The organism is Streptomyces sp. NPDC008317 (assembly GCF_042955955.1).
Taxonomy (GTDB): Bacteria; Actinomycetota; Actinomycetes; order Streptomycetales; family Streptomycetaceae; genus Actinacidiphila.
Genome location: NZ_JBIBFQ010000002.1, coordinates 968991 through 995609, shown reverse-complemented (window position 1 = coordinate 995609; position 26619 = coordinate 968991). Strand labels below are relative to the sequence as shown.

Sequence of the window (26619 nt, the reverse complement as noted above, 5' to 3'; positions counted from 1 at the left end):
TCCTCCAAGGTCCCGCCGCAACCGGGCCGTTGGCACTTGCTCACGGTGTTCCCCCTCAGCCTTTCCCCTGTCGCGCGTACGCCACGCGCGCCCTGTACGCAACGGTCCCGTCCGACGACGACATTCCGGCGGTCCCGGTCATACCGGCCCCCTGCTGTCCTGCGGCCCCGACGTGCGCGGCACGGTGACCTCCGCGACCGCCTGCTGATACCGCTGCACGGTGCGCTCGGCCGCGGCCAGGTCGCACGGCGCGCTCCACAGCAGACGGCGCGCCTGGTCGTACCGCTCGATCAGCAGCGGGTCCTCGGCCATCCCCAGCCGCGCCACCTTCGCGCGGTACGCGTCCAGCCTGCCGCGCAACTCCGCCCTGACCGCCAGCGGCGCGGTCACCGCCGTCAGCGAGTCACGGGCCCGCAGCAGCTCCTCGTCCGCGCGCTCCTCCAGGCCGTCCAGCAGCGGGGACAGCCGGTGCCACTGCGAGCCGCGCCAGAACGCCTCGGCGGACGCGAGCTGTTCGTGCAGCGCCGCCGCCGGGCCGCTGACCGCGGGCACGTCGGACGCCAGGATCTTCGACAGCACCTCGACCCGGGCGCTGCGCGCCTCGGTCAGCGTGCGGTCGGCGCGCGACAGCACGTCACGCAGCCGCAGCAGCCGGTGCTCGGCGTCGTCCCGTACGTGCAGCACCGCCTCCACCTCGCGGCGGATCCGCTCCAGTTGGCGGCCCGCCTGCTCGTACCGCTCGGTGTCGGGGCGGCCGGGCGAGGGCGCGGCCCGCCAGAAGGCGAGCGGGTCGGAGACGGTACGGGCGCGCAGCACGCCCAAGTCGTCGATCAGACCGGCCAGTTCGTCGCCCGCCGGGTGCGTGCCCGGCCGTACGCCCACCGAGTCCGCCAGCGACTGGACCCGCCGGGTCTCGGCGGCCAGCAGGTCGATCCTGGCGGGCAGCGCCGACCACACGGAGTCGGCGGCGGCCACCGTCTCCATGGCCTGGTCGTACCAGCCGTTCATCCGCGCGAGCAACTGCTCCAGGCTGAACTTCTCGGTCAGTTTCGCCGGGCCGGTCAGCGACCTGGCGGCGTCCGGGGTGGCGGCCCCGGTGACGGTCACGCCCTCGCCGCGCAGCAGCTCGGTCAGCCGGACCAGTTCGGTCTGCGTCGGCCAGCGGCGCTTGGCCCGCAGCTCACGCGCGCTGTCCAACGCCTCGGTGTACGCCTCGAAATGCGCCCACAGCAGGGTGATCGCCGCGTCGGTCTCCGCCCAGCGCTCCTTGGTGACACCGGTCAGCTCGGCGCCCTCCAGCAGACGGCGGCCCGAGTGGTCCTGGAGGGCGAGCAGCGAGGACTCGATCGCCTCGTGCTCGGTGCCGAGCCGCTCCAGGGCACGGTCGACCTCTTCCCGTCCCATGACCGGTCCGGTGGGTCCAGCGACCGCCATCACACCCTCTTTCCGCTGTCCGTGTGCGCTGTTGGTGCCCCCGACTGCGTCGCGCCGTTACTTGTAGTGGGCCTCCGGCGGGCCGGTGATCCCGGACAGGTGCTGGCCGAGCCAGCGGTGGTACTGCCGCATCCACTCGCTGTCGGCGCCGCCGCCGCTGTACGTCGCCAGCACCTGGTTGACCTGCCGGATCAGGTCGGTGTCCGCCAGGTTCATCGCCACACCGTACGGCTCGGTGGTGACCGGTTTGCCGACCAGCCGCATCGACGGGTCCTGCGCGGCCTGGCCGGCCGCGAGCGCGTTGTCGGTGAACACCGCGTCCGCGAGGCCGAGTTGCACCCGCACCAGACAGTCGAGCTGGTTCGGCACCAGCATGATCTTCGCGCCGTGCGGGTCCGCTTGGAGCTTGGTCTCACCGGTCGAACCGGACGCGGTGCAGACCTTCTTGCCGCTCAGCGAGTCGTCGAAGCCGGTGACGGGGGAGCCCTCGGGCGCCAGAAGCTGCTGGCCCGCCATGAAGTAGGCGCTGGAGAAGGCGATCTGCTTGTCCTTCTCGGTCAGCCGGGAACACGTGATGCTCATCGTGCGCACCACCATGTCGACCTTGTGGGTCAGGATCATCGGGACGCGCTGGTCGGTCGGTATCGTCAGGTACTGCACCTGCGCGTTCTCGCCGAGGATGCTCTTCGCGATGGCCTTGACGATGGCGATGTCGAAGCCGGTGATCTCACCGGAGACCGGGTCGCGGTAACCCCACAGATAGCTGTTCTGGTCGACACCGACGATCAGCCGCTTGTTCCGCCTGATCCGCTCCACCGCCGCGCCGTCCCGCGTCCCGCCGTCGGGGTCGAGGCTCGTGACCGCGCCGGTCGCCGGGTCCAGGGCCGTCGCGGAGTTCTCGCACGCGTCGTCGGCCGCGTACTGCGCGTGCGTCACCGGCGCCCGCGGGGCGGTCCTGCCCGCGTCGGCGGCGGGAGCGGTGTCCGACGGCAGCAGCAGCGCGGCGCTCAGCGCCAGCGCGCACGCCGAGGCCATCCCCGCGACGCCGCCCCAGCCGCGCAGCCTGGCCCTGGCCCGCCTGCCGCGTCCTGGCCGTATCGCTTCCACAGTCCGCCTCACCCCGGGTTCGTTCCGCACGCTCATCACCGGTACTCCGACAGGCGGCGCCCGATGCCGAACACCGCGCCCGCCGCCGCCAGCACCGCGAGCACCGCCGCGCCGTACGGCAGGAGCGACAGCGCGCCGTGGCCGTTCCTCGCGGCCTGCTGGAACTCGTGCTGCTCCTGCGCGACGGCCTTCTCCAGACTGGCGTCGACCACGTCGAAGCACTGCCCGGTGGTCTCCGTGACCGTCTTGCCCCTGCTGTCCTTGCCGCCGATCACCTCGGCGACCGCCGTGGCGTAGTCACCGTTGTTGTCACTCGCCCTGGCCACATCGTGCCTGCCGCGCCACGCCTGCACACCCTTGATCGCGGAATCGACCGGGGTGCGGCCCGCCGTGTTGTCGGCCAGCTTCAGCGCCTTCGCCAGCTCACCGCCCACACCCTTGGGGTCCTTGCCCGCCAGCGTCTCCATGCCGCTCTGGAACGTCGCGTCGTACGCGCTGCCGGAACCGCGGGCAACCAGCGTCAGATTCTCGTCGCCGCGGGCCTGGAGCACCGCGATCCGCGCGCTGTTGAGCACCTTCATCGACTCCGCGCCGTGCGCGTCGGAGTTGTCGAGCTGCGTACGCGCCACCGTGTGTCCCACCACCAGCCACAGCAGGACCACCGCGCAGGCGGCGGACGCGGCGAGCATGCCGTGGTTGAACACCCGGTTGGTGCGCCGGTAGTGGCGGCGCTGCGCCCACACCAGGCCGCCGAGCGCCACGATGCCCAGCGCCCAGGAGGCGTAGGGCAGCGCCTTGGCGCCGGAGTAGTCGTCGTCCAGCCGCGCCGACTCCGCCTCGTACAGCTTCTTGGAGGCGTCGAGCAGCCCGCCGGGCTTGCGCATCTGCTCGTTGGCGAACCGCAGGTAGGCGCCGCCCAGCGGCAGGCCCTGCCGGTTGTTGGCCTGAGCGGTGGCAACCAGCTTGGTGTACCGCGGGAGCTGCTGGTTGAGCGAGGAGATCTGCGCGCTCGCCTCCGCGGACCCTTGCGTGTTCGCGGCGGCGTGCGTGATCAGCTCGGCCGCGGTGTCGATGTCCTTGTCGTAGCGGTCGGTGACCGAGCGCGGTTCCTGGCCGCCGACGAGGAAGCCGCCCGCCACCGTCGCGTCGGCGTCGGCGAGGCTGCGGTAGATCTCCGCCGCGTCCGCGCTCAGGGGCCCGCTGTGGTGGAGCACGCTGCCCGCGGCCGTCGTACGGTCGCTGACCTGCCAGGCCGTGACGGCGCCGAACGCCACGACCAGCAGGGCCAGTACGGCGCCGATGATCCGCAGCCGGCCCGGCTCCGTGGTGGCGGCGGCCTTGAGCTGATCCGTACGTTCCACCCAGGCCCGGCGGCGCTGCGCCGGTACCCCCGCCCGGTTCAGCCCGTTCGAACCCCCGCCCATCGTCGGCGTCTGCGTCACTCACCCTCCCCCGGGACCGACCACCGCGTCCGCGGAAGTCACGCTCTCAGCCAGCAGTATGGCCGCAGCCACCTGCATCCACCTAGCCAACCGGTGGATCTTGCCGCACGACCGCCTTGCCTGCTCCCCTAACCCCCCACACGCGTCAACGCCCTGTTCGGTTCCCGGGCGACCGGGAACCGAACAGGGCGGTGTGAGGCGTTACGCGTAGTGGGCCCGCAGTGCCGCGTGGGACCGCGCCGGGGCCGCCAGGTGGTCCAGACCCAGCAGGGCCGCGCCGAGGACGGGCGGCGCCGTCACGACGTGCGGCCGGGCCTTGGGGGCGCGGGCGGTGAGCCGTTCGGTCAGGGCGTCCATGAGATACGGATTCCTGGCCGCCATGACCCCGCCGCCCAGCACCACGTCGGCCTCCTCGTCCAGCAGGTCGAGTCTGGCCAGCGCCACCGTGGCCAGGGCCACGATCTCGTCGGCCTGCTGGTCGAGTATCGAGCGGGCGACCGCGTCCCCCGCGTCGGAGGTCGCGAACAGCACGGGCGTCAGCTCGTACTTGCGGGCCGCCGGAATCGTTTCCAGGTGCAGCGCCTCGATCAGCGCGTACATCGTGGGCAGTCCGAAGTGCGCGGGCAGTGTGGCCGCCAGCGCCGTCGGTCCGCCCCGGCCGTCCTCGGCGCGGGCGGCGTGGAACAGGGCCTCCTCGGCGAGACCCGAACCGCCGCCCCAGTCCCCGGAGATCTTGCCGATCGCCGGGAAACGGGCCGTCCTGCCGTCCGGCAGCATGCCCACGCAGTTGATGCCCGCGCCGCACACCACCGCCACCCCGCGGGGCGCGTCCACGCCCGCCCGCAGGATCGCGAAGGTGTCGTTGGCGACGCGCGTCGACCTCGCCCAGCCGCGCCCGTGCACCGCCGCTTCGAGCTGCTGCTCCTCGACCGGCAGGTCCGCGTTGGCCAGACAGGCCGAGGTGTGCTCCACCAGAGGTGTCCCCGTATCGGCGCTGTCGGAACCGTCCGCGGCACGCCGCAGGCCCGCGTCGGCCGCCGCGCGCTCCACGATGCGCGCGAGGGCGTCGACGGCTGCCCCGACCCCGACGACCGGCGGCTGGAAGCCGCCGCCGCGGGCGGCGCCGAGCACCGTTCCGTCGGCGGCGACCAGCGCCACGTCGGTCTTGCTGTTGCCCGCGTCGATGGCGAGGACGCCACCGGGGACGAGCGGTTCCCGGCTCACGCCCACGCCAAGTGCTCCCGGTTGTGCGCGACGAGACTGTCGGTGAGCGCCTCGGCGTACTCGTACTGGCCGATCAGCGGGTGCGACAGCAGCGCCTTGAACACCCGGTCCCGGCCGCCGCGCAGCGCGGCCTCGAGCGCCAGGTCCTCGTACGCCGTGACATTGGCGATCAGGCCCGCGTACAGCGGGTCGAGCGGCGCGACCGGCAGCGGCTTCGTGCCGGTCCCGTCGACCACCGCGGGCACCTCGATGACGGCGTCGTCGGCGAGGAACGGCAGCGTGCCGTTGTTGTACGTGTTCACCACCTGGACGTCGCCGGTGTTGCGCAGCAGCGAGGACGCCAGCGCCACCGCGGCCTCCGAGTAGAAGGCGCCGCCGCGCTTGGCCAGCAGCTCCGGCTTCTCGTCCAGCGCCGGGTCGCCGTACATCTCCAGCAACTGCTTCTCCATCGCGGCCACTTGGGAGGCCCGCGACGGCGCGGTCCGCAGCTCGCGCACCACCTCGTCGTGCGCGTAGTAGTAGCGCAGGTAGTACGAGGGGACGACGCCGAGCCGGTCCACGATCTCGCGCGGCAGGTGCAGGTCGGCGGCGATCGTGTCGCCGTGCTCCGCGAGCAGCTTGGGCAGCATGTCCTCGCCCTGCGGCCCGCCCAGGCGCACCCCGCGCTCCCACGTCAGGTGGTTGAGCCCGACGTGGTCCAGGTGCACCTGCTCCGGCGAGACGTCCAGCAGCCTGGCGAATTTGCGCTGGAAGCCGATCGCCACATTGCACAGCCCGACGGCCTTGTGCCCGGCCTGGAGCAGCGCCCGGGTCACGATGCCGACCGGGTTGGTGAAGTCGATGATCCACGCCTGCGGCGCGACCCTGCGCACCCGCTCGGCGATGTCGAGGACCACCGGGACCGTGCGCAGCGCCTTGGCGAGACCGCCCGCGCCGGTGGTCTCCTGGCCGACGCAGCCGCATTCGAGCGGCCACGTCTCGTCCTGGTTGCGCGCGGCCTGCCCGCCGATCCTGAGCTGGAGCAGCACGGCGTCCGCGCCGGCCACCCCCGACTCCAGGTCGGCGGTGGTGGCGATGGTGCCCGGATGGCCCTGCTTGGCGAAGATCCGCCGGGCGAGCCCGCCGACCAACTCCAGGCGGTCCGCGGCCGGGTCGACCAGCACCAGTTCCTCGATCGGCAGAGTGTCGCGCAACCGCGCGAATCCGTCGATGAGTTCGGGGGTGTACGTGGACCCGCCGCCCACGACTGCCAGTTTCATCCCTTGACTCCCGTCAGGGTCACGCCTTCGATGAAGGCCTTTTGCGCGAAGAAGAAGACCACGATCACCGGGGCCATCACGAGAACGGTGGCCGCCATGGTCAGATTCCAGTTGGTGTGGTGTGCGCCCTTGAAGGACTCCAGTCCGTAGCTGAGCGTCCAGGCCCCGGGGTTGGAGCTGGCGTAGATCTGCGGCCCGAAGTAGTCGTTCCAGCAGTAGAAGAACTGGAAGAGCGCCACCGCGGCCAGGGCCGGCCTGATCATCGGGACGATGACGGTGAGCAGCGTGCGCAGCTCACCGCAGCCGTCGACCTTGGCGGCCTCGGTGTACTCCTTGGGGATCGTCAGCAGGAACTGCCGCAGCAGGAAGATGGTGAACGCGTCACCGAAGGCCATCGGGATGATCAGCGGCCACAGGCTGCCGTCCATCCCCAACTGCTTGGTCCAGAACAGGTACATCGGGATGATGACCACCTGCGGCGGCAGCATCATCGTCGAGATCACCAGGACCATGACCAGATTACGGCCGCGGAAGCGGAACTTGGCGAGCGCGTACGCCACCGGCAGGGACGACACCACGGTCAGCACGGTGCCGCCGACCGCGTACACCAGCGTGTTGCGCCACCAGGTCAGGAAGCCCGGGGTGTCCCACACCGTGCGGAAGTTGGACCACTGCCAGTGGTCGGGCCACAGGTCGCGGGTGAGCGCCTGGTTGTCGCTCATCACCGCGGTGAGGAAGACGAAGACGAAGGGCAGCACGAAGAAGGCCGCCGCCGCGATGCCGAGCGAGTGCACGGCGATCCAGTGCAGGGTCTCCTTGCGGCGCGCCTTGCGCCGGGCGCGGAGGTCGGGGCCGCGGCCCGCGGCGGGGTCGCGGACGGCGCCGCCGGGCGCGATGGTCGCTTGGGTCATGATCAGTCCTCCGCCGACAGGAAGCCGTTGCGGCGGCGCAGCAGCAGCGCCGTGAACGCCATCGAGAGCACGAACAGCACGAGGGCGATGACGCACGCCGAGCCGTAGTCGAAGCGCTGGAAGCCGCGTTCGTAGACCAGTTGCGGCAGGGTGAGGGTCGACTTGTCGGGGTAGCCGGGCTCCACCTGCTGGCCGGAGTTGCCGATCACCCCGCTCGCGACCTTCCCCGCGACCAGCGGCTGTGTGTAGTACTGCATGGTCTGGATGACACCGGTGACCACCGCGAACATCACGATCGGCGAGATGTTCGGCAGCGTCACGAACCGGAAGCGGTGCCAGGGGCCCGCGCCGTCCAGCTCCGCCGCCTCGTACTGCTCCTTGGGCACGTCGAGCAGCGCGGCCATGAAGATCACCATCAGGTCGCCGATGCCCCACACGGCCAGCATGGTCAGCGCGGGCTTGGACCAGTGCGGATCGGTGAACCAGCCCGGGGTGGGCAGACCGAAGTCGCCCAGCAGGTGGTTGACCGGTCCCGTACCGGGGTTGAGCAGGAAGACGAACGCCATCGTCGCGGCGACCGGCGGGGCCAGGTACGGCAGGTAGAACGCCGTACGGAAGAAGCCCGCGCCCGTCTTGATCTTCGTGATGAGCAGGCCGATGCCGAGTCCGAACAGCACCCGCAGCGTCACCATCACGACGACCAGCCACAGCGTGTTGCGCAGCGCGGGCCAGAAGAACGGGTAGTCCGAGAAGACGTACGACCAGTTCTTGCCGCCCACCCAGGTCGGCGCGTTGATGCCGTTGTACTTCATGAACGAGAAGTAGACGGTGGAGACCAGCGGGTACACGAAGAAGACGCTGAACCCGATGATCCAGGGGGACAGGAAGGCCAGGGTGCGCAGCGCCGACTTGCGGCGCTTGGCCTTCAGCAGGGGATGGAGGGCGGCGGTCATCACTTGGCCTGCGCGATGTCCTTGTCGACCTGCGCGTCGACACCCTGGAGACCCTGCTCAAGGTCCTTGGACTTGCCGGACTCGTAGGCGTAACCGAAGTCCTGGAGCGTGAGCTGGTACGCGCCGCCGTTGATGCTCGGCGGGGTGGTGGTGCTGTTCGGGTTCTGCGCGATGTCGATGAAGGTCTTGAAGCCGGGGTCGGCGTCGAGCTTCGGCGACTTCAGCGCGGCCAGCGTGGAGGGCACGTTGTGGATCGCGTTGGCGAAGGAGACGACCGCGTCGGTGTCGGTGGTCATGAACTTCACCAGCTCCCAGGCCGCGTTCTTCTTCGTGCTGGTGTTGGCGATGCCGATGATCGTGCCGGACAGGTAGCCCTTGCCGTACGTGCTCGCCTGGTCGTCGGGGACCGGGAAGGGCGCCACGCCGAGGTCGTTCATCCCGGCGTCCTTGGCCATGCCCAGCCGCCACTCGCCGTCCATGCCCATCGCGACCTGGCCGGTCAGCAGCGGGTTCTTCGCGCCGAATTCGTCACCGAAGGTGTTGCGGTACTTCTCCAGCTTGCCGAAGCCGCCCAGCGACTTGACCATGTCCTGCTGCCAGCCGAACATCTTCGCGAACCCGGGGTCCTTGGCCACCTGGGACTTGCCGCTCGCGTCGAAGTACTTCACACCCCACTGCGCGGCCAGGTGCGTGGTGGTGGACTCGTAGCCGTGGAAGTTCGGCATGAAGCCGAGCTGGCTGTACGAGTCGCCCTTGGACTTCGTCAGCTTGATCGCGTCGGCCTTGAACTCGCTCATCGTCTTGGGCGGCGCGCTGATCCCGGCGGCGGCGAACGCCTTCTTGTTGTAGTACAGCCCGTACGCGTCACCGAGCAGCGGCAGCGTGCAGCGGGTCCCGTTGAACTGGGTGTACTCCAGCATCGGCTTGGGGAAGGTGGCGGCCGGGTCGATCTTCGACTTCGTCAGGAACGGGCCGAGGTCGGCCATCGAGCCGGAGGAGCAGAACTGGCCGACGTTGTCGGTGGTGAAGGAGGAGACGACGTCGGGGGCCTTCGAACCGCCCGCGCGCAGCGCCTGGTTGATCTTGTCGTCGGTGATGTTGCCCTGCACCTTGACGTGGATGTTGGGGTGCGCCTTCTCGAACCGGGCGACGTTGTCGTTGATGGCCTTCAGCTCGTTGGGCGCGGTCCAGCCGTGCCAGAACGTGATGGAGACGTCCTTGCTGGCGTCGTCGTCGGCCGAGCCGGAACTCTGGCCGGTACATGCGCTCGCGAGCAGCGATATCGCGGCGGTGGCCGCTACGGCGGCGGCTGCCTTCGTCAGACGGGACACTGCGCTTCCTCCGGGGGATCTTCGGGCCTTGCGGGCCTTTCAAGTACTGCTTTCAAGGACTGGTCGAGGGTGTGCTGAGGGCCTGTTGAGGGTGTGCTGAGGGTGTGCGGGACCACCGGAGCGGCGGGGTGTGCCGGTCCGCTGGATCTGCGGGGTACGCGGGTTCTGGGCTCTGGTGGTTCTGGCTGTGGCGGTTCTGGCTCTGGCTCGGGCGGTTCGGGGTGGCGGGGTCTGTTGTCGGGGCGAGGTCAGCGCGAGGTGTCGAACACCTCGTCGCGGGTGGTGGCGAGCGCGCTCTCCAGCGCCCCGCTCAGTACGGGGTGGTCCTGGACCGTGCCGAGCACCAGATGCGGCCGGGGTACGGCCAGTTCGGCGAGTTCGGCCTGGACCAGGGCGCGCAGCGGTTCGCCGCCCGCCACGGTCACATCGCCCGACAGCACGATCATCGCCGGGTCGAGCACGGCGACCAGCGAGGCAAGACCGATGGCGGTGCCGGTGGCGAACCGGGCGAGCAGTTCGCCGTACGGGCCGCTGTCGGCGCCGGTCTCCTCGCTCGCGGTGTGCCGCAGCGCGGCCTCGGCGAGCAGTTCGGCGGCGGCGTCCTGCTGGGTGCCGGCCGGGACGTCGATGCCGAGTTCCCTGGCCAGCCGCAACACGGCGTTGCAGCCCGCGAGTTCCTGGAAGCCGCCGTTGTTGGCCTTGGTGACGTTGCGGACCAGCGGGGTGCCGGGCACCGGCAGGAAGCCGACCTCGCCCGCGCCGCCGGTCCAGCCGCGGTGCAGCCGGCCGCCGATGACGATGGCGGCGCCGATGCCCTCCTCGTTCCACAGCAGCACGAAGTCGTCGTGCTCGCGGGCGGCGCCGATCCGCTGTTCGGCGACGGCGGCGAGATTGACGTCGTTGTCGTACTCCAGCGGCATCGGCAGCGCGGCGGCCAGCTCGTCCAGCAGCGCGGGCGCGTGCCAGCCGGGCAGGTGGCTGGCGTAGCGCAGCCGTCCGGTGCTGGGGTCGAAGGCGCCGGGCGTGCCTATGACGATCCGGTGCAGGTCGGAGCGGTTCAGCCCGGCGGCCTTGGCCGCGCCGTCCACGGCCTGCACGACCTGCTCCACCGCGTTGCCCGCGGTGCGGCGGCGCGGGGTGAGCAGCTTGAAGGTGCCGACGGTACGGCCGGTGATGTCGGCGACCGCGGCCCTGATCCGCTCGGAGTTGACATCGAGTCCCGCCACGTACGCGGCGGCCGGATTGACCGAGTAGAGCTGGGCGTTGGGGCCGGGGCGGCCCGCCGTGGTGCCGGTGGCCTGGACCAGCCCCGCCGCCTCCAGGCGCGCCAGCAGCTGCGACGCGGTGGGCTTGGACAGTCCGGTCAGCTTGCCGATCCGGGTACGGGAGAGCGTGCCGTGCTCCAGCAGGAGGTCGAGTGCGGCGCGGTCGTTCATGGCGCGCAGTACGCGCGGCGTTCCAGGGGTGCCAGCCATGCGCGCCATCCTCCCTCAGTTCACTGTTAGGAAAGTTTCCTATTGGCAAAACGAAAGGTAGGCCCGCCATTGGCGGAGCGTCAAGGGGGGTCGACGGCAGGACGGCCAAGTCGTTATGAACGAAGCCCCCGGCGCCATCAGGGTGCCAGGGGCTTCGGCAAAGCGACAGGTGCCGGGGGTCAGCGCTCGCCGGAGGCGGGCGGCGGCACGGGCGCCGCGGGGCGCGCGTCCTCCACGGCGGTCTGCCGCCGCATCTCGGCCACCTCCGACGCGCCCTCGGGCACCGTCGCCTCGGTGACCTCCACCGTCGGCGTACCGCCGGAGATCACGATGCCCGCCTCGTCGAACGCCCGCTTGATCCGCCAGCGCAGCTCACGGGCGACATCGGTGGCCCGCCCCGGCATCGTCTTGGCGTGCGTCTGGATCACCACGAAGTCCGTGCCGACCGACTCCAGGCCGAGGACCCGTACGGGCTCCCAGAGCATCTCGTCCCAGGGGTCCTCCTTGCCCATGTCCTCGCCGGTGGCCGCGATCACCTGGCGCGCCCGCTCCAGGTCCTCGCCCGCGCCGACCTGCACGTCCACCACGGCCGTCGCCCAGCCCTGGCTGAGGTTGCCGATCCGCTTGACCTCGCCGTTGCGCACGTACCAGATCTCGCCGTTGTCACCGCGCAGCTTGGTGACCCGCAGGCCCACCTCTATGACGGTGCCGCTGGCCACCCCCGCGTCGATCACGTCGCCGACCCCGTACTGGTCCTCCAGGATCATGAAGACGCCGGACAGGAAGTCCGTCACCAGATTGCGCGCGCCGAAGCCGATCGCGACCCCGGCGACCCCGGCGCTGGCCAGCAGCGGCGCCAGATTGATCTTGAGCACCGACAGCACGGTCAGCGCGGCCGTGCCCAGGATCAGGAAGGACGCCACACTGCGCAGCACCGAGCCGATCGCCTCGCTGCGCTGCTTGCGCCGCTCCGCGTTGACCAGCAGGCCGCCCAGGGCGGTGGAGGCCGCGGCCTCCGCGCCCCGGTTCATCCGGTCGATGAGTCTGCTGATCGTCCGCCGCACCACCGAACGCAGCACGATCGCGATGGCGACGATCAACAAAATGCGCAGCCCCGCGCTCAGCCAGCTCGCCCAGTTCTCCTGTATCCAGCCGCCGGCCCGGTAGACCGACGAATCACGGTCTCCGGCGGCGAGCGGGAACAGGCGGGACGGTACGGCGGCGGCGGTGGACGTCGCGGTGGGCACTGCGGAACCTCCGGTGGGAAACAAGCCTCCACACTAACGGGACGACCGATGCCGTCTCGTTGCCGTGCGGGAGGAGGGGCAGGCCACGATCGTGGGGATGAACACAGGTGTGCTGCAAAACACCCTCGGTCCGTTACCCGGGCATGGTGGCGCCATGGGCCGCCTTCCGGAGAGACTTAGGCCAGATCGTCCCGGCGCGAGCCACGCGCCGCCGGCGTTAAAGGAGGCATCCGTGCCGCATGTCCTGGTCCTGAACGCGTCGTACGAGCCGCTCGGCGTCGTACCGCTCCGCCGTGCGCTTGTCCTCGTGCTCAACAACAAGGCCGTCTGCCTCGAGGAATCCGGCGCCTATCTGCACAGTGAGACACAGGCGCTGCCCGCGCCCAGTGTCGTGAAGCTCACCAAATTCGTGCGAGTCCCCTTTCGGGGCACCGTGCCGCTGACCCGTAGGGCGCTGTTCGCCCGCGACGGCGGCAAGTGCGCGTATTGCGGAGCCGCCGCCACCAGCGTCGACCACGTCATTCCGCGCAGCCGGGGCGGCCAGCACGCCTGGGAGAACGTGGTGGCCGCGTGCAGACGCTGCAATCACGTGAAGGCCGACCGCCATGTGGCGGAACTCGGCTGGCGGCTGCGCCATCAACCCGCCCCGCCGTCCGGGCTCGCCTGGCGGATCATCGGGACCGGACATAGGGACCCGCGCTGGTTGCCATACCTGCAACCGTTCGGCGCGGACGACGCCCTGGCCCGGATCGACGGCATATCAGCCTGAGATCCGGGCTCAGCTATTTCCGGTATTCCCGGGAGGACGCTCCCGATCCGCGCGGATGCGGGTGCGGGAGCGTCCTCCGGGGAACGGCGCGTTACCACTGATGGCGTAAACTTCAGTGAGATGACGTGTGCATGTGCCCGCATATATATGCGGGCCTCCCGCCCTCGATGTCTGCGGACGGCGAGCAGCCTGCTACGACGAGCTGCCGGTCTTCGGGGGGTCGTGGGTGGTGAAGACGCAGTCCGAGTCGACACTGATGAACATGGACTTTTTGTCATCGTCCACTCCTACGGCCACCCCCCACGTGGAATGCGCTTCACTGGCGCTGACCCGGCCCGTCTGCGGTGGGCCGGGAAGGTAGCCCTCCTTCGCGAAATGGGCTTTGGCGGCGGCCAGGGCAGCCTCCGGGTCCTGTACGAGGACATCCAGTTTCAGGATGTAGGTGTATTCGAAGCGGTGATTACCCGGTGTTTCGGTTGAGCACTGCTTCCAGCCCTGGTGCTCGACCGACGTGTCGGTGGAGCCGATGACCGGGGTGAGGGCGTCGAGGGCCTGTTGGGTGAGCGTGTGTGCCTTCTTCTCGACCGAGTCGGGCGAGACGTTGCCGTTGTTCATCGCACCTCCGCACCCAGTTGCCGCCAGCACCATGAGGGTGCCGACCGCAGCGCTTTTCGCCATTCGCTCGCTCTTGCTCATGCTTCCCACTGCTAGAAGAAGTCGGTCACGGTTTTGATGGCGTTCTTGCCGCTGTCCTTCAGGTCGCTGCCGAGGTCCTTGGCATCGGTGCCCACGCCGTGGAGGTCGCCGGTCAGGAGGTCACCGCCGATGTTGACCACGTTGTTCTCGGCTTGCCCGAATTCGTGCAGGGCGTCGCCGGCGTCCTCCATCGGCTTGCCCCAGTAGCCTCCCACGTGGTGGCCGAGGTTCTGGAGGGCCGCTCCGCCGAACTCCGGAGCAGCGATGACAGGTACCGGCAGGTCCGCGAGGTTCGGGAGGACGCCGACCTTGTGCTCGGTCGGCATTGCCGTGACCCTGTCGGGCTGGCCGGTCACGATACGCGTCATGTTGTCCAGGGACGGACCTGGGTCCCAGTATTCGCTGTGCGCGTGCCCGACGCGGGTGCCGTCACCGGCGTCGAAGGTCCGGCCGCCGAACGCCGTGGATGTCGGGTCGTTGCCGTATCTGACACTGTGGTCGTCGGTCCATTTCAACGGATTCAGCGGTGCCGAGATCTCGGGTACGGGGTCGAACTTCGCCTTGCTCGCCCACACGTGGCTGGGATCGAGGCCCAACTGCGATGCACTGTCCACGGTGACGCCCGGCGATCCGACGAAGATCACGTCGTCGGCCTTCATTCCGGCGTGCGCGAAGGCGTCACCGACGAGCGTGGAACCGTAACTGTGCCCGATCACCGTGAGATGGCCCGCGCCACGGTGGTTCGCCCCGAGGGAATTGACGAACGCGGCCAGTTTCGGGGCACCCGCGTCGGCGAAGCTCTGCGACGCCGGACCGGGAACGTCCCAGCCGGGTGCGTCGTAGCCGAGCCAGTAGACCGACGCGGTCGAGTGGGGATTCTGGCTGTTCGCCGACGCGTACAGCGTCTGCGCCCGGTTCAGATCTCCGTTGGCCTTGTCCAGGGAAGAACCCGTTCCGGGCACGTAGACGGCGGTGTTGGACGAAGTGTCAGGGTTGCCGAACGATACAGCCACGTGACCGTTGCCCACGTCGTCGAAGCCCAACAGGAAGACGTCGTCCTGGAAGTCGTATCTATGCTTATTGGTCAGCCGATCCCACAGATCTTTCAGCCGCTGCGGGCAGCCCGGCTTCCGCACCTCTGCCTGAAGCCTCAGCCGGTTCAGCCTGTCGGCCGCGCCGGCAGGCAGGCCCTGGGTCGAGTAGACGTCGGCGGCTGGGGCGTTGGCGTATTCGCGGGCCGCTACGGCCTGCTCGTCCGAGGTGAGGCTGTTCCACCAAATCGCCCGCAGCGCGGGATCGACGGGGACCGGGCCACCCTTACGTGTCGCCTCCTGCTGGACGAGCATGGACTCCTGCGCGGCGTCGATGTCCTGCCCGTACCAACCCGTGTTCCCTGTCGGCAAGGGCAGCAGATTTTCCACCGTCCGAGCAAGGGCGCGAGCAGCATCGAGATATCGCTCGTGCAACTGCTCCGCCTGATGATGAACTCCGGATATCTCTTCCTGTAGTTGCTCAGGCGGTATCGATGGCGTCGGGGTCTGTCCGGGCGGAGCGGGGCTGGCCTGTAGCATCGGCACAGGGATGTTCTGCGGGCCGATGATTTGACACCGGCGCTTTTCGTCGAGCCCTGCGGCCCGAAGCTCCAGCGCGGCGGCCTCCCGCTGAAACTCGGTGAGTTGGCCCGCCCACCCCGTCAGCAGTGCCGCATTGTCCTCGTACGAGGCCCGGAGTTTCCCGATCATGACGCGCTGAGCCGAAAGCTTGGACCGAAAGGCGTCCGCTGCCTTGCCCCGCCACCGGGCTTGCGCATCCTCAGTGCTGTCCAGCTTCATGGCTATCTTGATCATGAGGAATGCTGCGTCTTGCCATTCGCCCGCGAGCGTGGTGACGCCTTCGGGGTCGCCAGGAGTCGGGTCGAACCCAAGTGTCGGATAACGAGAGAGACCCACGGTTGTCTCCCTCCTTCACCGCGTCTGCGGCGCGTTGTCCGACAGTTGGTGGTCGGTGCGTTGGAGGGTGGGTCCGACCCGCTCGACGTCATCGATCCTGTCGTTGAGGTTCTTGCCAAGATCGGTGACGTCGTCGTATCGCGTACGGGTGTAAGTCGTCTGCTCATCCAGCAGCGGCGGCGCTCCCACCGGATCCAGATTCATGTGGTGCAAGGAGTGCTGGAGTGCTGTCAGTTCGAGAAGCGCTGTCCCAAGAGCGGCGCTCAGCGACTGCATGTCCGCTTCGTTGACGGCGAGATCCGTCATGGTGATTCCCCCCGAGTGCCGATGCGTTCAGCGGTTCACAACTACCGTTTGGTATTCGCGTACGAAAGCGTCCTGCGGAGTTCCGAAAGTTCCGTCCGGCAGAGCTACGGGCGTGGGCTGGCCGGTGCCGGTCCAGCTGATCTTCCACGTGACCGTGGCCTTGAGCGGGTAGGGGCCTTGGTTCTGGGTGGAGCGATGGTAGGTGACCCCGCACGGCGGATTGTTGCTGTCTGCTCCCTTGGCGTAAGGGGTTCCGACGTTGCCGTGGGCGTCGATGGGGCATTCCCCCGAGGCCGGAATGAGGGTGGCGTCATCGGTGCCGGGATCGATGTGCAGACCGATGGGGGTAGCCGTCGTCGTCGCCTCGATGCCGAGGACCGAGACGTAGGCCCGTACGGACACCGGGTGGAATGTCGTGTGGTCCATCCACACCCATGTGGCCACGTTCACGATGAGGGTGCCGTCCGGGTTGAGGTTCGCTTTGCCTTGCGGGATGAGGATCTGGGCATAGGCGAGCTGTGCGAGGATCTCCGGCGTGACGGCGTTCTTGACCGGCGGTGGAGCGGCACCCGTGTCGACCCAGAACGGCGGTTTGGTGCAATCGTCGGCGGCGGGATCGGTGAGTTGGTTCTCGTCGAAGAATGTGCCCCACCAGTAGCCCTTGCCCTGTTTGGCCAGGTTGAAATTGGTGTACGGGTGCCCGTTGACGTACCGGTCCCTGACCCACTGAGCGTCTTCCATGCCGGTGTGGTTCGGGCTGCGGTCATACCCCAGGAAGTCCCGAGCTGCGCCTTCGGAGTCGTACTTGGGGGCGTACCAGCACGCGGGTGGTGTCCAGTTGGAGACAGGGGTGACGGCGCCTGTTTTGGGACCAGTGCCGTTCTTGGAGAGGTCGAACTGGACGCCGGCGAGGGCTGAGATCTTTCCGCCGTCAGCGGTCCCCTCGGACTTGGGGCGAGCAGGTGGCTTGGCTCGCCCCTTGGTACCAGGCCCGCCGATCCCGGCATGGGCAATACCGGGCGTGACCGTCAGCAGCGTCATGGCTGCGGCCAGAGCCATAAGGGCCCTGGTAGGGGAGCTTACGGCTGGCATTCACTCGCCCCCCGTTTCGGCGTCACGCTGTTGAGAATCCACACGCCCTGACCGCTCTTGAGCAACCGCTCGTTGTAGAGCACGTAGTCATCCGCTGAGGCGCTGTCCTGGCCGACCTTGCCCGTCTTGGTTGACTTGACGAACGCCTTGGTCTCGTCGGAGCAGTAAATAACCACCGCGGATCCGTCACTCCGCAAAGTAACCTTGCGGTCGAAGTACCGGACAGTGCCGACCCAGGTGTCGCCCTTGTCCAGCCAACCCTGGACGAAGTCGATGGCGTCCCGCAGCGCCGTGCCGGAGTTGTAGAACTCCATGGCCGGTGTACGGGCCTTGCCCTCCAGGATGGCTGCGTATGCCGAGTCGACCGCATGCGATTCGTCAGCGAGAACCGCGTCCTTCTCCGGGTCTCCCGTGTGCTGGTCCGCGTACACCGTTTTGGAACCCGGCGGAAAGCTGATCACCGGGCGCTGGACGGTAGCCGTCGCACTCGCCGAAGGCGACGCGCTCGCGCTCGTCGTGGCCCTGGCCGGCGGTGTCGAGGCGATCTTGTCCGACCCCTTGTCCCCGTCGCTTCCGCCGCATGCGGTGAGCAGCATAAGTGCGGTGGTGGTCAGCGCGGCAGCCGGCACCGAACTTCGTGTCACGGACGAGTCCCCCTGTGTGGCAACGGCGTCGTCGTGAGGCGTGACGCCACTAGCGATGTGTTAGTGGCTCCTCACACTATGCGTTGCTCGTGAGGTGTCGGAAGCGGGTTTGCCCAACCGCGACACAAGCCACACAGGGTGTCCTCAGGCGTCCGCCGAAGCGCCTATGTGCCCACAATTCAGTCCGCCACCGCGTACGCCTCGACGCCGAACAGCGAGTAGCCGAATTTGGTCGCCCGGCGCTCGCCCTGCACCCGCACGTACCGGGTGCCGTCCTGCGCGTCCAGCCACACCGTCTCGGTCCCGCCGCCGCCGTCGGTCACCGTGGCCGCCGTGTGCCAGGTCACTCCATCGGCGGAGGTCCGCACCTGATATCCGGCCGCGTACGCGTCCTGCCAGTGCAGGACGACCCTGCCGACCCGGGCCGGGGCCGCCAGCTCCACCTGCACCCAGGCGTGGTCGTCCACCGGCGAGGACCAGCGGGTCTCCGGGTCGCCGTCGGCCACCGCGGAGGCCGGGAAGTCCGGGGTCTCGTCACCCGAGGACGTCGCCGCGCCGCCGCGCAGCAGATCGGGCCCCGCGGTCCGCACCCGCGCCCGTACGGTGATCCGCCGCTCCACGGTGCGGCCCGCCACGGTGATCCGCACCGGCAGGCTGTACGTGCCGGGCGCCGTACCCGCGGGCACCGACACGCTCAGCGGCACCGCTCCCGCCGCGCCCCGCCGCAGCGGGACCGACGCGGGCGCGGTCGCCGTCGCCCCGCCCTTCAGTGCGGCCACCGAGACCGCCGCCTTCTCGTCGCGCGGCAGCCCCGAGGCCACCGACGCCGTCACCGGGACGGCGGAGCCGCCGATCTCGGCGTCCACCTCCGGCTGGTCGAACGTGACGCGCGGCGCCCCGGCGAACCACGGCACCACCTCGTGCACCCCGGCGCCGTCCGACAGCCGTACCGCGTCGGCGACGACCCCCGCGGGCAGCTCCGTCCAGTCCGCGGTCAGGCTGCCGATCCGCTGCCAGCCGCCGCCCGGGGTGTGCACCTCCACGGCCGCGGGCGCCTTGGTCACCCGGCCGGTGGCCGTGCGGGTGGGCGGGCCCGTGTCCCGTACGGCGATCGGATGCGGGCCGAAGGGGGAACCCGCCATCGGCCCCGGCGCCGGATCGACCGCTGCGGCGGGGGCGCCCGACCCCGTACGCGCACCGGACGCGGCGATCGTCACGCTGTCCAGCAGCCGCGCGCCGCCGAAGTCCACCGTCAGCGCACCCGCGTCGGAATCCGCGGCGGTCGAGGTGGAGAGGTCGCCGTCCACCACGGCCGACGCGTCGTCGGGACCGCTGGCCGTCGGAGCCACCTCGCCGCTCACCGACACGGTGAACTCCCGCACCGTCACCGCCCCCGACTGCCCGTCGCTCGCGCGCAGCCGCACCTGGCGGGCGCGGGTGCCCGCGGGGAGCGTCGCCGAGATCACCGCCTGGTCGTGGTACTCGCCGACCCGGTGCCAGCCGGTGCCGTCGTCCGCGGACAGTTCGAGGACCGCGTCGTGCAGGAAGTCGTCGGAGCCGCTGCCGTCGCCCATCGCGATCCGCACCGAGCCGACCTGCTTGGCCGTCCCGAGATCGACCCCGAAGGAGTCGTCGGGCTGCGGGGGAGCGTTGCTCGACCACGCCGTGGAATTCTTGCCGTCCACCATCGCCGACGGGTCGGTGCCGCGCCCCGAGGCGAGCGTGGCCGTCGCGGTCCTGCCGTCCGCGCGCAGCCCCGACCAGGCGTCGCCGTCGTCGACCGCCCGCGACAGGAAGCCGTCGAGCACGTCCTCGCCGACCTTCGCCGTGCCCTGCGTCAGCGCCGCCCGGCCGCGGTCCAGCGACTGCCGGGCCTTCCAGGCCGCCGCGCCGTCGCCCGCCGCCTGCGCCACCAGCATGTCGACCGCGTGCCCGCCCGCCGTCCCGTACGCCGACAGCCGGTCCAGCCACGGCCGCACCTCGGCGCCGAAGGTGCCGTCGGCGAGCCCGCGCAGGGCGTGCGGCGCGCCGCTCATCACGGTGAAGGCCGACCGCAGCCGGGCCGCCGCCGCCGTCAGCCGGGCCCGGTCGCCGGAGTCCAGCGCGGCCCAGAACTCCTTGGTCAGCGGGCGCAGATACGCCGACTCGTCGCCGCCGAGCGCCGACGACGCCTCGTTCCCCGCCAGCGCGCGCAGCGCCGCACGGGCCGCCTGATCCGGCCCCGCCAGGTCGTCGATCGCCGCCTGCCAGGAGGCCGCCGGGTCGTAACCGCGCGGATTCCAGGCGAAGTCCGCCGCCGTGAACAGCGGGATACGGGACGCGGCGGGCTGCTGCATCGCGCTCGCCAGCACCCCCGCCGAGACCGTCGCCACCGCGGGCTGACGGCCGGTGTACGGGCCGAGGAAGAGCCTGCCCGGCGCGAAGTCGTTCACCGGGTAGTTGTCCACCGTCACCAGCGGGTGCTTCAACGCGGCTGCCGCGTCCGCCACTTGGGTGCCGGTGATCCGCGCGGGCAGCACCCCGACACCGGTCCAGGCGACCGTCACGTCCGGGCTCAGCGCCTTCGCCAGTGCCGTGCGGTACGGGGTCGTGCCGTCCTGGTAGTACTCCGTGGGCAGCAGCGACAGATCGGCGCTGCCGTAGCGCCGCGCCAGATACGCGGCCACCACGTTGGCGACCTTCGCCTGGGCGCGCGCCGCCGCGTCGGGCCCCGAGCCGAACTCCCGCGCGTCCGCGCCGCAGTGCCACTCGCTGTAGCTCACGTCCTGGAACTGCAACTGGAACGCCCGCACGCCCAGCGCCCACATCGCGTCCAGCTTCCGCTCCAGCGCCCGCTGGTCGGACTTCGACGAGAAGCACATCGCCTGTCCGGGGGCCACCGCCCACGCCAGCGTCACATGGTCCCGCGTCGCCCGCTCCGCCAGCGCCCTGAAGTCCGCGCGCTGACCCGCCGGATAGGGGTCGCGCCACTGCGCCTGCCGGTACGGGTCGTCGCCCGGCGCGTACAGATAGCGGTTCTGCTTGGTCCTGGCCAGGAAGTCCAGTTGCGACAGCCGCTGGTACTGCGTCCACGGCACGCCGTAGTACCCCTCGGTCACCCCGCGCACCGCCGCCGTCGGCCAGTCGCGTACGACCACGCCCGCGAAGCCGCGCTCGCCGCCGCTGTCGCTGGTCACGAGCTGACGCAGCGTCTGCGCCGCGTGGAACAGGCCGTCCTCGCCCGCTCCGGCCAGCGCCACCGTGCCGCCGTCCACCGCGAGCCGGTAGCCGCCGGACGCCAAGTCGTCCTGCTCGGGGGCCTTGAGCGCGGTCAGCCGGGGCTGCGCCGCGTCGCCCGCGTAGACGGTCAGCCCGGACCCCGGCGTGTCCGACCTGCGGATCTCCTGGGCGCCCGCGCCGCGCAGCGCGTCCTCGATCACATCGAGCGCGTACGGGTCGGCGTCCGTGCCCGCGACCAGCGTCACCGTCCTCGTCACGCGCGCGAACTGCCCCTGCGCGCGCAGACTCTGAGGGCGCGGCCACACCGCCGGGGGCCGCGGGGAGGCCGCGGTGTCCGTCCTGGTCCCGGCGGGCGGTGTGCTCGGCGGCGCGGGAGCGGCGGTCGCGGCGGGGGACTGGGCCAGCCAGCCGCCGATGAACGTGGCCGCGATGGCTGCGGCGGAACTCCTCCGGAGGGCCTGCACGGTTCCTCCTTGCGGAGTGCTGCACCGACGACGGACGCCGAGCCCATCACTCCTCGCGGTGCGGTGTCAATGTGGCTGGAGTTTCCTCCGCTTTGCCGCCGGATTCCGTCCGCCTCCCGGTCGCCTCGCTGCCGCCTTCCGCCGCCTTCCGCCGCAGGCAGGGGGCGGGAGGGTCACGGGCGGCCCTTTCGGCGCGTCGCGGACGGGCCGCGGGCCGCCTTCCGGAACTCCCCTCGAACGAGCGGCGCGGCGCGCCTCCGGGTACAGCGCGCGGCGTCGGGGTAGGGGTCAGTGCGGCTCCCGGGACAAACCCGTGCGAGCGAGGACGCGTGACCGACCGATCAACCCCTTGACTGACGAATGCGGAGGCCCGATGGACCGGGTGCGGCTTGCCGGGCTCTATGGCGTGGACGTGACGTACCGGCCGGCACCCGGGCGGGAGGTCCCGGTGCCGGAGGAGACGGTCGTCGCCGTCCTCGCGGCGCTCGGCGTGGACGCCTCGACGCCCAGCGCGGTCAAGTCCGCCCTCACGGCGTACGAGACGCGCCGGGCCAACCGGCTGCTCCCGCCGTGCACGGTGCTCAGATCGGGCCGCGGCACACTCGCGCAGACGCTGCGCGCACTGCCCGAGGACACCCGGCTCACCGTCGAGACCGAGACGGGCGAGGCGCTGGACCCCGCCGTGACGCCCCCGCCGGGGCGGTACGCGCTGCGCGCGGCCACCGCCGACGGACGTACCTCCAGAGGCGACCTGATCGTGGCGCCCGAGCGGTTGGCGGGCCCGACGGGACGCGCCTTCGGCTTCATGGCGCAGCTCTACTCCACGCTCTCGCAGCGCTCCTGGGGCATGGGCGACCTCGGTGACCTCGCCGACCTCGCCGCCTGGTCGGGACGGACGCTGGGCGCCGGATTCGTCCAGATCAACCCGCTGCACGCGGCCGTCCCCGGCCCGCCCACCGACCCCTCCCCGTACCGCCCGTCCTCCCGCCGCTTCCCCGACCCGGTGTACCTGCGGATCGAGGAGGTGCCGGAGTACGCGTACCTGTCCGGCGAGGCCAGGGAGAAGGCCGACGCGCTGTCCCGCAGGGCCGCCGCGCTGCGCGACACCGTGCTGCTCAAGGACGCGCTGATCGACCGGGACGCGGTCTGGGCGCTGAAGGCCGAGGCCCTGGAACTGCTGCGCGAGGTGCCGCTGAGCCCCGGCCGCCGCGCCGCCTACGTCGACTTCCTCGCCGAGCAGGGCCAGGCCCTCGACGACCACGCCACCTGGTCCACCCTGGCCGAACTGCACGGCGCCGACTGGCACAAGTGGCCCGCGGGGCTGCGCGACCCGCGTTCGCCGCAGGTCGCGCGGGCCCGCAGCGAGCACATGGACCGGGTCGACTTCCACTGCTGGCTGAGCTGGCTGACCGACGCCCAACTCGGCGCCGCGCAGCGGTCCGCGCGGGACGCGGGCATGACCATCGGCGTCGTGCACGACCTGGCCGTGGGCGTGCACCCCGCCGGTTCCGACGCCTGGTCCATGCAGCACGTCCTGGCCACGGGCATGTCGGTGGGCGCGCCGCCCGACGCCTTCAACTCCCGCGGCCAGGACTGGGGTCTGCCGCCCTGGCGCCCCGACGCGCTGGCCGCGACCGGCTACGCGCCGTACCGCGACCTCATCGCGCGGATGCTGCGGCACGCGGGCGGCCTGCGGATCGACCACGTCATGGGGCTGTTCCGGCTCTGGTGGGTGCCGGAGGGCCGCCCGCCGACCGAGGGCGCCTACGTCCGCTACGACGCGGAGGCGATGCTCGGCCTGCTGGCCCTGGAGGCGCACCGCGCGGGCGCGGTGGTGATCGGCGAGGACCTGGGCACCGTCGAGCCCGGCGTACGCGAGGAGTTGGCGGGCCGCGGCATCCTCGGCACCTCGGTGATGTGGTTCGAACGCGATTACGAGGGGACCGGGCCCGAGGGCGGCGACGGCCGTCCGCTGCTGCCCGAGGCGTGGCGCGAGTCGTGCCTGGCGACCGTCACCACCCACGACCTGCCGAGCACGGCGGCCCGGCTCACCGGCGAACACGTCGAGCTGCGGCACCGGCTCGGGCTGCTGACCCGCCCGCTCGCGGAGGAGGAGGCGGCCGACGCCGCCGAGGTCGCGGAGTGGCTGGCGCTGCTCGGCCGGCTCGGGCTGCTGCCGGAGGGCGCGGTCGACGAGGAGGCGGTGGTGAAGGCCGTTCACCGCTTCCTGGCGCGTACGCCCGCGAGCATGGTCGGCATCTGGCTGCCGGACACGGTCGGCGACCGCCGCCCGCAGAATCTGCCCGGCACCTGGGACCAGTACCCGAACTGGCGGCTGCCCGTCGCCGACGCCGACGGCACCCCGCTCACCCTGGACCGGATCGCCGTCTCGCCGCGGCTGTACGCGCTCGTGGACGACGTACGGCAGGCGATGGCGGAGGCGGGGGGCAAGGCGGTCGGGGCGGCGGCCGGGAGCGCGGCGACCGCCGGGACCGGGGCCGGGGCGGCCGTCGCGGCCGGGAGCGGGCCGGCCGTCGTGGCCGGGGCGGGGGCGGCGGAACACCCGGAAGGCCCGGAACACCCGTAAGGACACCCCGGGCGCGCGGCCCGTGAGGGGCTTCACTACATTGAGGGCGTGGACAAGAAGCTCACCAAGAAGGCCGTGCGCGCCGGAGTCATCACCGCCGGTACGACGCTCATGCTGCTCATGTCGACCCCGGCGTTCGCGCTCGCCCGCGACGACGGCGACGACCCGGGTTCCGGCCTGAGCGTCATCGAGACGCTCAGCCTGTTCGTGCTCGCCCCGCTCGTCCTGTTCGGGGTCATCGCGGGTCTGGTCATGGTGACCGACAAGACCCGCAAGGAGCAGGAGCACCCGAAGCAGTAGCCGCGGCACTCGGCCCTCGGGCCCCTTCGCCCCCTCGGCGCCGGACTTCCCGGCGCGCCAGGGGGCTTTGTGCTGCCCGCGCGGCGTCGGGCGCGCGGGCGGGAGACGGGTCCGCGGGTGGCGGGTCTGCGCGTGACGGGTCTGCGCGTGGCGGGTCCGCGGGTGGCGGGTCTCAGCGCCGGGCGCCCGGTTCCGCCGACGCGGCCAGCAGCAGCCGCAGCAGGTCGGCGAGCTGTTCCGCCTGCGCCGGTTCGACGGCGTCGAGCGTCGCCTTCTGGAGGGCGAGCCCGGCGCCGACCGCCTGGTCGATCACCCGCAGCCCCTTCTCGGTGAGGGAGACGCGCAGACCGCGGCGGTCGTTCGGATCGGGCGCGCGGTCCAGCAGCCCGGCCCGCTCCAGCTTGTCCAGCCGGCCGGTCATCCCGCCGGTGGTGAGCATCAGGGCGGCCGAGAGCTGCCGGGGCGAGAGGGTGTACGGCTCGCCGGAGCGGCGCAGCGTCGCCAGCACGTCGAACTCGCCGCGGCCGATGCCGTACCGCTGGTACTCCTTCTCCATCCGGTCGCCCATCAGGCGCGCGATCCGGTAGATCCGGCCGAAGACGGCCATCGGGAGCGTGTCGAGGTCCGGGCGCTCCGACTTCCACTGACCGGTGATGGCGTCGACGACGTCGAGGGGTTCCTGAGTCATGGCCTCAGTATCGGGGCGGGGTCGCTCGACGGCAAGAAAGTAGCTTACAAGTAAGTAGCTTAGTGCTAAGCTATCTTCTGTCGACCTGACCGGTCGGCCTTCGTTCGGAACCGGAACCGGGATCGGGGAGCTTCACCATGTCGCTGCCGCGTACGCGAGCCACCACCGCACGACCCGCCGCCGCCCGGATTCCGGGGGAGCGGGCCCTGCTCGGGGCGATGGGCGTCGACTCGGTCGGCTCCGGGATGTACATCCCCTTCAGCCTGGTCTTCTTCCACCACATCACCGGGCTCTCCTTCGCCGTGGTCGGCGCCGTCCTGACCGTCGTCGGACTCATCGGCATGGGCGCCCTGCCGCTCGCCGGGACCGCCGTCGACCGCTACGGCGCCCGCCGCGTCCAACTCCTGCTCTACGGGGTGCGCGGCGCCGGATTCGCGCTCTATCCCTTCGCGACCTCGCTGCCCGCCTTCGCCGTCGTGGCCCTCGGCACCGCTTTCGGCGACCGCGCCTTCCCCGCCGTCCAGCAGGCGTACATCGGCGAGGTCGCGAGCGGCCTCGACCGCGACCGCCTCCAGGCCGCCGCCCGCGCCCTGCGCAACGCCGGGCTCGGCGCCGGGGCGCTGCTCGCCTCGCTGGTCATCACCGTCGCCGGTGACCGCGGCTTCACCGCTGCCGCCTGGCTCAACGCGCTGAGCTTCGGCGTCGCCGCCCTGCTGATACGGAGTATCCGCGCCTCGCGGGTGCCGGACGGTTCCGCGACGGCCGAGCGGCCCGCCGCCGCCGGTTACCGGCTCGTCCTCGCCGACCGGGCCTTCCTCGGCCTCACCGCCGCCAACTTCCTCACCGCGCTGGGCTATTCGGCCCTCGCTGTGCTCTTCCCGCTCTTCATCGCGGGCACCCTGAACGGCCCGCAGTCGCTGACCGGCGCGGCCTTCACCGTCAACACCGTGCTGTGCGCCGTCGGCGGCGTCCACGTCGCCCGGCGCGTCCGCGGGCGCGGCGCCCGCCGCACCCGGTCCGCCGCGCTCGGCGCGGTGATCTTCGCCGCCGCCTTCGTGGGGCTCGGGGCGTTCGGCGCGGTACGGCCGCAGGCCGGATGGGCCGTCGCCGGCGGGGTGTTCGCACTGGTGGCGCTCTACACGGTCGCCGAACTGGTGCACAATCCGTCCTCCAGCGCGCTCGCCGTCGCCGCCGCCCCCGAGGCTCTGCGCGGGCGCTACATGGCCACCTACCAGCTCTCCTGGTCCCTGGCCGCGACCCTCGCCCCTTCCCTCTTCACGGCCCTCTTCGCCGCCGACTCCCGGCTTCCCTGGGCCCTGCTCACCTTCACGGCGCTCTGCGCCGCCGCCCTTCTCCTCCGCCTCGAGCCCCGCCTTCCCGCTGCCGCGGTCCGCCTCGCCCCCCTCCCGGCGCCCCCTTGCCCAGTGCCTCCCTGCCCGACGCCCACCCCGACCCCGGCCCTCGCGGCCTAGCCATGGGTTCACCTCGCGCGGGACGTGGCTCTCCGGGGCGCGGCCCCGGT

The 26619-nt window shown here is 71.1% G+C and carries 21 protein-coding genes; 4 read left to right on the top strand and 17 right to left on the bottom strand.

The features are described 5' to 3' along the window. Positions 1 to 138: 138 nt before the first annotated feature. From ACFY9V_RS09350 to ACFY9V_RS09305, 10 genes are all read right to left on the bottom strand, one after another. Entirely contained in the window at positions 139 to 1434 is a 1296-nt protein-coding gene (locus ACFY9V_RS09350; protein ID WP_391160406.1) for a hypothetical protein, read from the bottom strand. A 57-nt stretch (positions 1435 to 1491) separates the two neighbouring features. Beyond that, on the bottom strand, positions 1492 to 2469 hold the full coding sequence (locus ACFY9V_RS09345) for a transporter substrate-binding domain-containing protein (RefSeq protein ID WP_391046758.1): 978 nt from the start codon (positions 2467 to 2469) through the stop codon (positions 1492 to 1494). 107 nt (positions 2470 to 2576) lie between these two features. Next, complete coding sequence (locus tag ACFY9V_RS09340) at positions 2577 to 3983, bottom strand: hypothetical protein (protein WP_391160404.1); 1407 nt, start codon at positions 3981 to 3983, stop codon at positions 2577 to 2579. A 201-nt stretch (positions 3984 to 4184) separates the two neighbouring features. Then, positions 4185 to 5213, bottom strand: coding sequence for a BadF/BadG/BcrA/BcrD ATPase family protein (locus ACFY9V_RS09335; protein ID WP_391160402.1), 1029 nt, complete (start codon positions 5211 to 5213; stop codon positions 4185 to 4187). Further along, on the bottom strand, positions 5204 to 6466 hold the full coding sequence (locus ACFY9V_RS09330) for a 6-phospho-beta-glucosidase (protein WP_391160400.1): 1263 nt from the start codon (positions 6464 to 6466) through the stop codon (positions 5204 to 5206). Before ACFY9V_RS09330 ends, ACFY9V_RS09335 begins: the two co-directional genes overlap by 10 nt. Beyond that, complete coding sequence (locus ACFY9V_RS09325) at positions 6463 to 7377, bottom strand: ABC transporter permease subunit (RefSeq protein ID WP_391160398.1); 915 nt, start codon at positions 7375 to 7377, stop codon at positions 6463 to 6465. The genes ACFY9V_RS09330 and ACFY9V_RS09325 overlap by 4 nt, the downstream gene beginning before the upstream one ends. A 2-nt stretch (positions 7378 to 7379) precedes the next feature. Further along, a complete protein-coding gene (locus ACFY9V_RS09320) occupies positions 7380 to 8330 on the bottom strand; it encodes a sugar ABC transporter permease (RefSeq protein ID WP_355337169.1) in 951 nt (316 codons plus the stop codon). Next, complete coding sequence (locus tag ACFY9V_RS09315) at positions 8330 to 9661, bottom strand: extracellular solute-binding protein (RefSeq protein WP_391160396.1); 1332 nt, start codon at positions 9659 to 9661, stop codon at positions 8330 to 8332. Before ACFY9V_RS09315 ends, ACFY9V_RS09320 begins: the two co-directional genes overlap by 1 nt. Before the next feature lie 248 nt (positions 9662 to 9909). Next, a complete protein-coding gene (locus tag ACFY9V_RS09310; RefSeq protein ID WP_355337173.1) occupies positions 9910 to 11145 on the bottom strand; it encodes an ROK family transcriptional regulator in 1236 nt (411 codons plus the stop codon). A 170-nt stretch (positions 11146 to 11315) separates the two neighbouring features. Beyond that, positions 11316 to 12383, bottom strand: coding sequence for a mechanosensitive ion channel domain-containing protein (locus ACFY9V_RS09305; RefSeq protein ID WP_391046747.1), 1068 nt, complete (start codon positions 12381 to 12383; stop codon positions 11316 to 11318). Positions 12384 to 12615: 232 nt separating this feature from the next. On the opposite strand from ACFY9V_RS09305, the gene ACFY9V_RS09300 reads away from it, so the two are divergent. Further along, entirely contained in the window at positions 12616 to 13152 is a 537-nt protein-coding gene (locus ACFY9V_RS09300; protein ID WP_075016193.1) for an HNH endonuclease, read from the top strand. Between the two features lie 192 nt (positions 13153 to 13344). Here the strand turns inward: ACFY9V_RS09300 and ACFY9V_RS09295 are convergent, their stop codons facing one another. From ACFY9V_RS09295 to ACFY9V_RS09270, 6 genes are all read right to left on the bottom strand, one after another. Next, positions 13345 to 13848, bottom strand: coding sequence for a hypothetical protein (locus ACFY9V_RS09295; protein WP_391160394.1), 504 nt, complete (start codon positions 13846 to 13848; stop codon positions 13345 to 13347). An 11-nt stretch (positions 13849 to 13859) separates the two neighbouring features. Next, the gene (locus ACFY9V_RS09290) at positions 13860 to 15797 is read right to left on the bottom strand and encodes an alpha/beta hydrolase (protein ID WP_391160392.1); all 1938 of its coding nucleotides are present in this window, start codon (positions 15795 to 15797) and stop codon (positions 13860 to 13862) included. A 15-nt stretch (positions 15798 to 15812) separates the two neighbouring features. Further along, positions 15813 to 16103: a hypothetical protein gene (locus tag ACFY9V_RS09285; RefSeq protein WP_391160391.1), complete on the bottom strand. Its 291-nt coding sequence runs from the start codon at positions 16101 to 16103 to the stop codon at positions 15813 to 15815. A gap of 27 nt (positions 16104 to 16130) precedes the next feature. Continuing rightward, a complete protein-coding gene (locus ACFY9V_RS09280; protein WP_391160389.1) occupies positions 16131 to 17162 on the bottom strand; it encodes a hypothetical protein in 1032 nt (343 codons plus the stop codon). A 20-nt stretch (positions 17163 to 17182) separates the two neighbouring features. Then, positions 17183 to 17791, bottom strand: coding sequence for a hypothetical protein (locus tag ACFY9V_RS09275; RefSeq protein ID WP_391160387.1), 609 nt, complete (start codon positions 17789 to 17791; stop codon positions 17183 to 17185). A 227-nt stretch (positions 17792 to 18018) separates the two neighbouring features. Further along, entirely contained in the window at positions 18019 to 21522 is a 3504-nt protein-coding gene (locus ACFY9V_RS09270; RefSeq protein ID WP_391160385.1) for a beta-N-acetylglucosaminidase domain-containing protein, read from the bottom strand. A 373-nt stretch (positions 21523 to 21895) separates the two neighbouring features. On the opposite strand from ACFY9V_RS09270, the gene malQ reads away from it, so the two are divergent. After that, a complete protein-coding gene (gene malQ / locus ACFY9V_RS09265; protein ID WP_391160384.1) occupies positions 21896 to 24109 on the top strand; it encodes a 4-alpha-glucanotransferase in 2214 nt (737 codons plus the stop codon). 48 nt (positions 24110 to 24157) lie between these two features. Beyond that, positions 24158 to 24409: a hypothetical protein gene (locus ACFY9V_RS09260; RefSeq protein WP_188282296.1), complete on the top strand. Its 252-nt coding sequence runs from the start codon at positions 24158 to 24160 to the stop codon at positions 24407 to 24409. 172 nt (positions 24410 to 24581) lie between these two features. Here the strand turns inward: ACFY9V_RS09260 and ACFY9V_RS09255 are convergent, their stop codons facing one another. Continuing rightward, on the bottom strand, positions 24582 to 25097 hold the full coding sequence (locus tag ACFY9V_RS09255) for a MarR family transcriptional regulator (protein ID WP_355337179.1): 516 nt from the start codon (positions 25095 to 25097) through the stop codon (positions 24582 to 24584). A 137-nt stretch (positions 25098 to 25234) separates the two neighbouring features. On the opposite strand from ACFY9V_RS09255, the gene ACFY9V_RS09250 reads away from it, so the two are divergent. Beyond that, positions 25235 to 26569 (top strand): MFS transporter, encoded by a 1335-nt coding sequence (locus ACFY9V_RS09250; protein WP_391160382.1) that lies wholly within the window; start codon positions 25235 to 25237, stop codon positions 26567 to 26569. Positions 26570 to 26619: the final 50 nt, after the last annotated feature.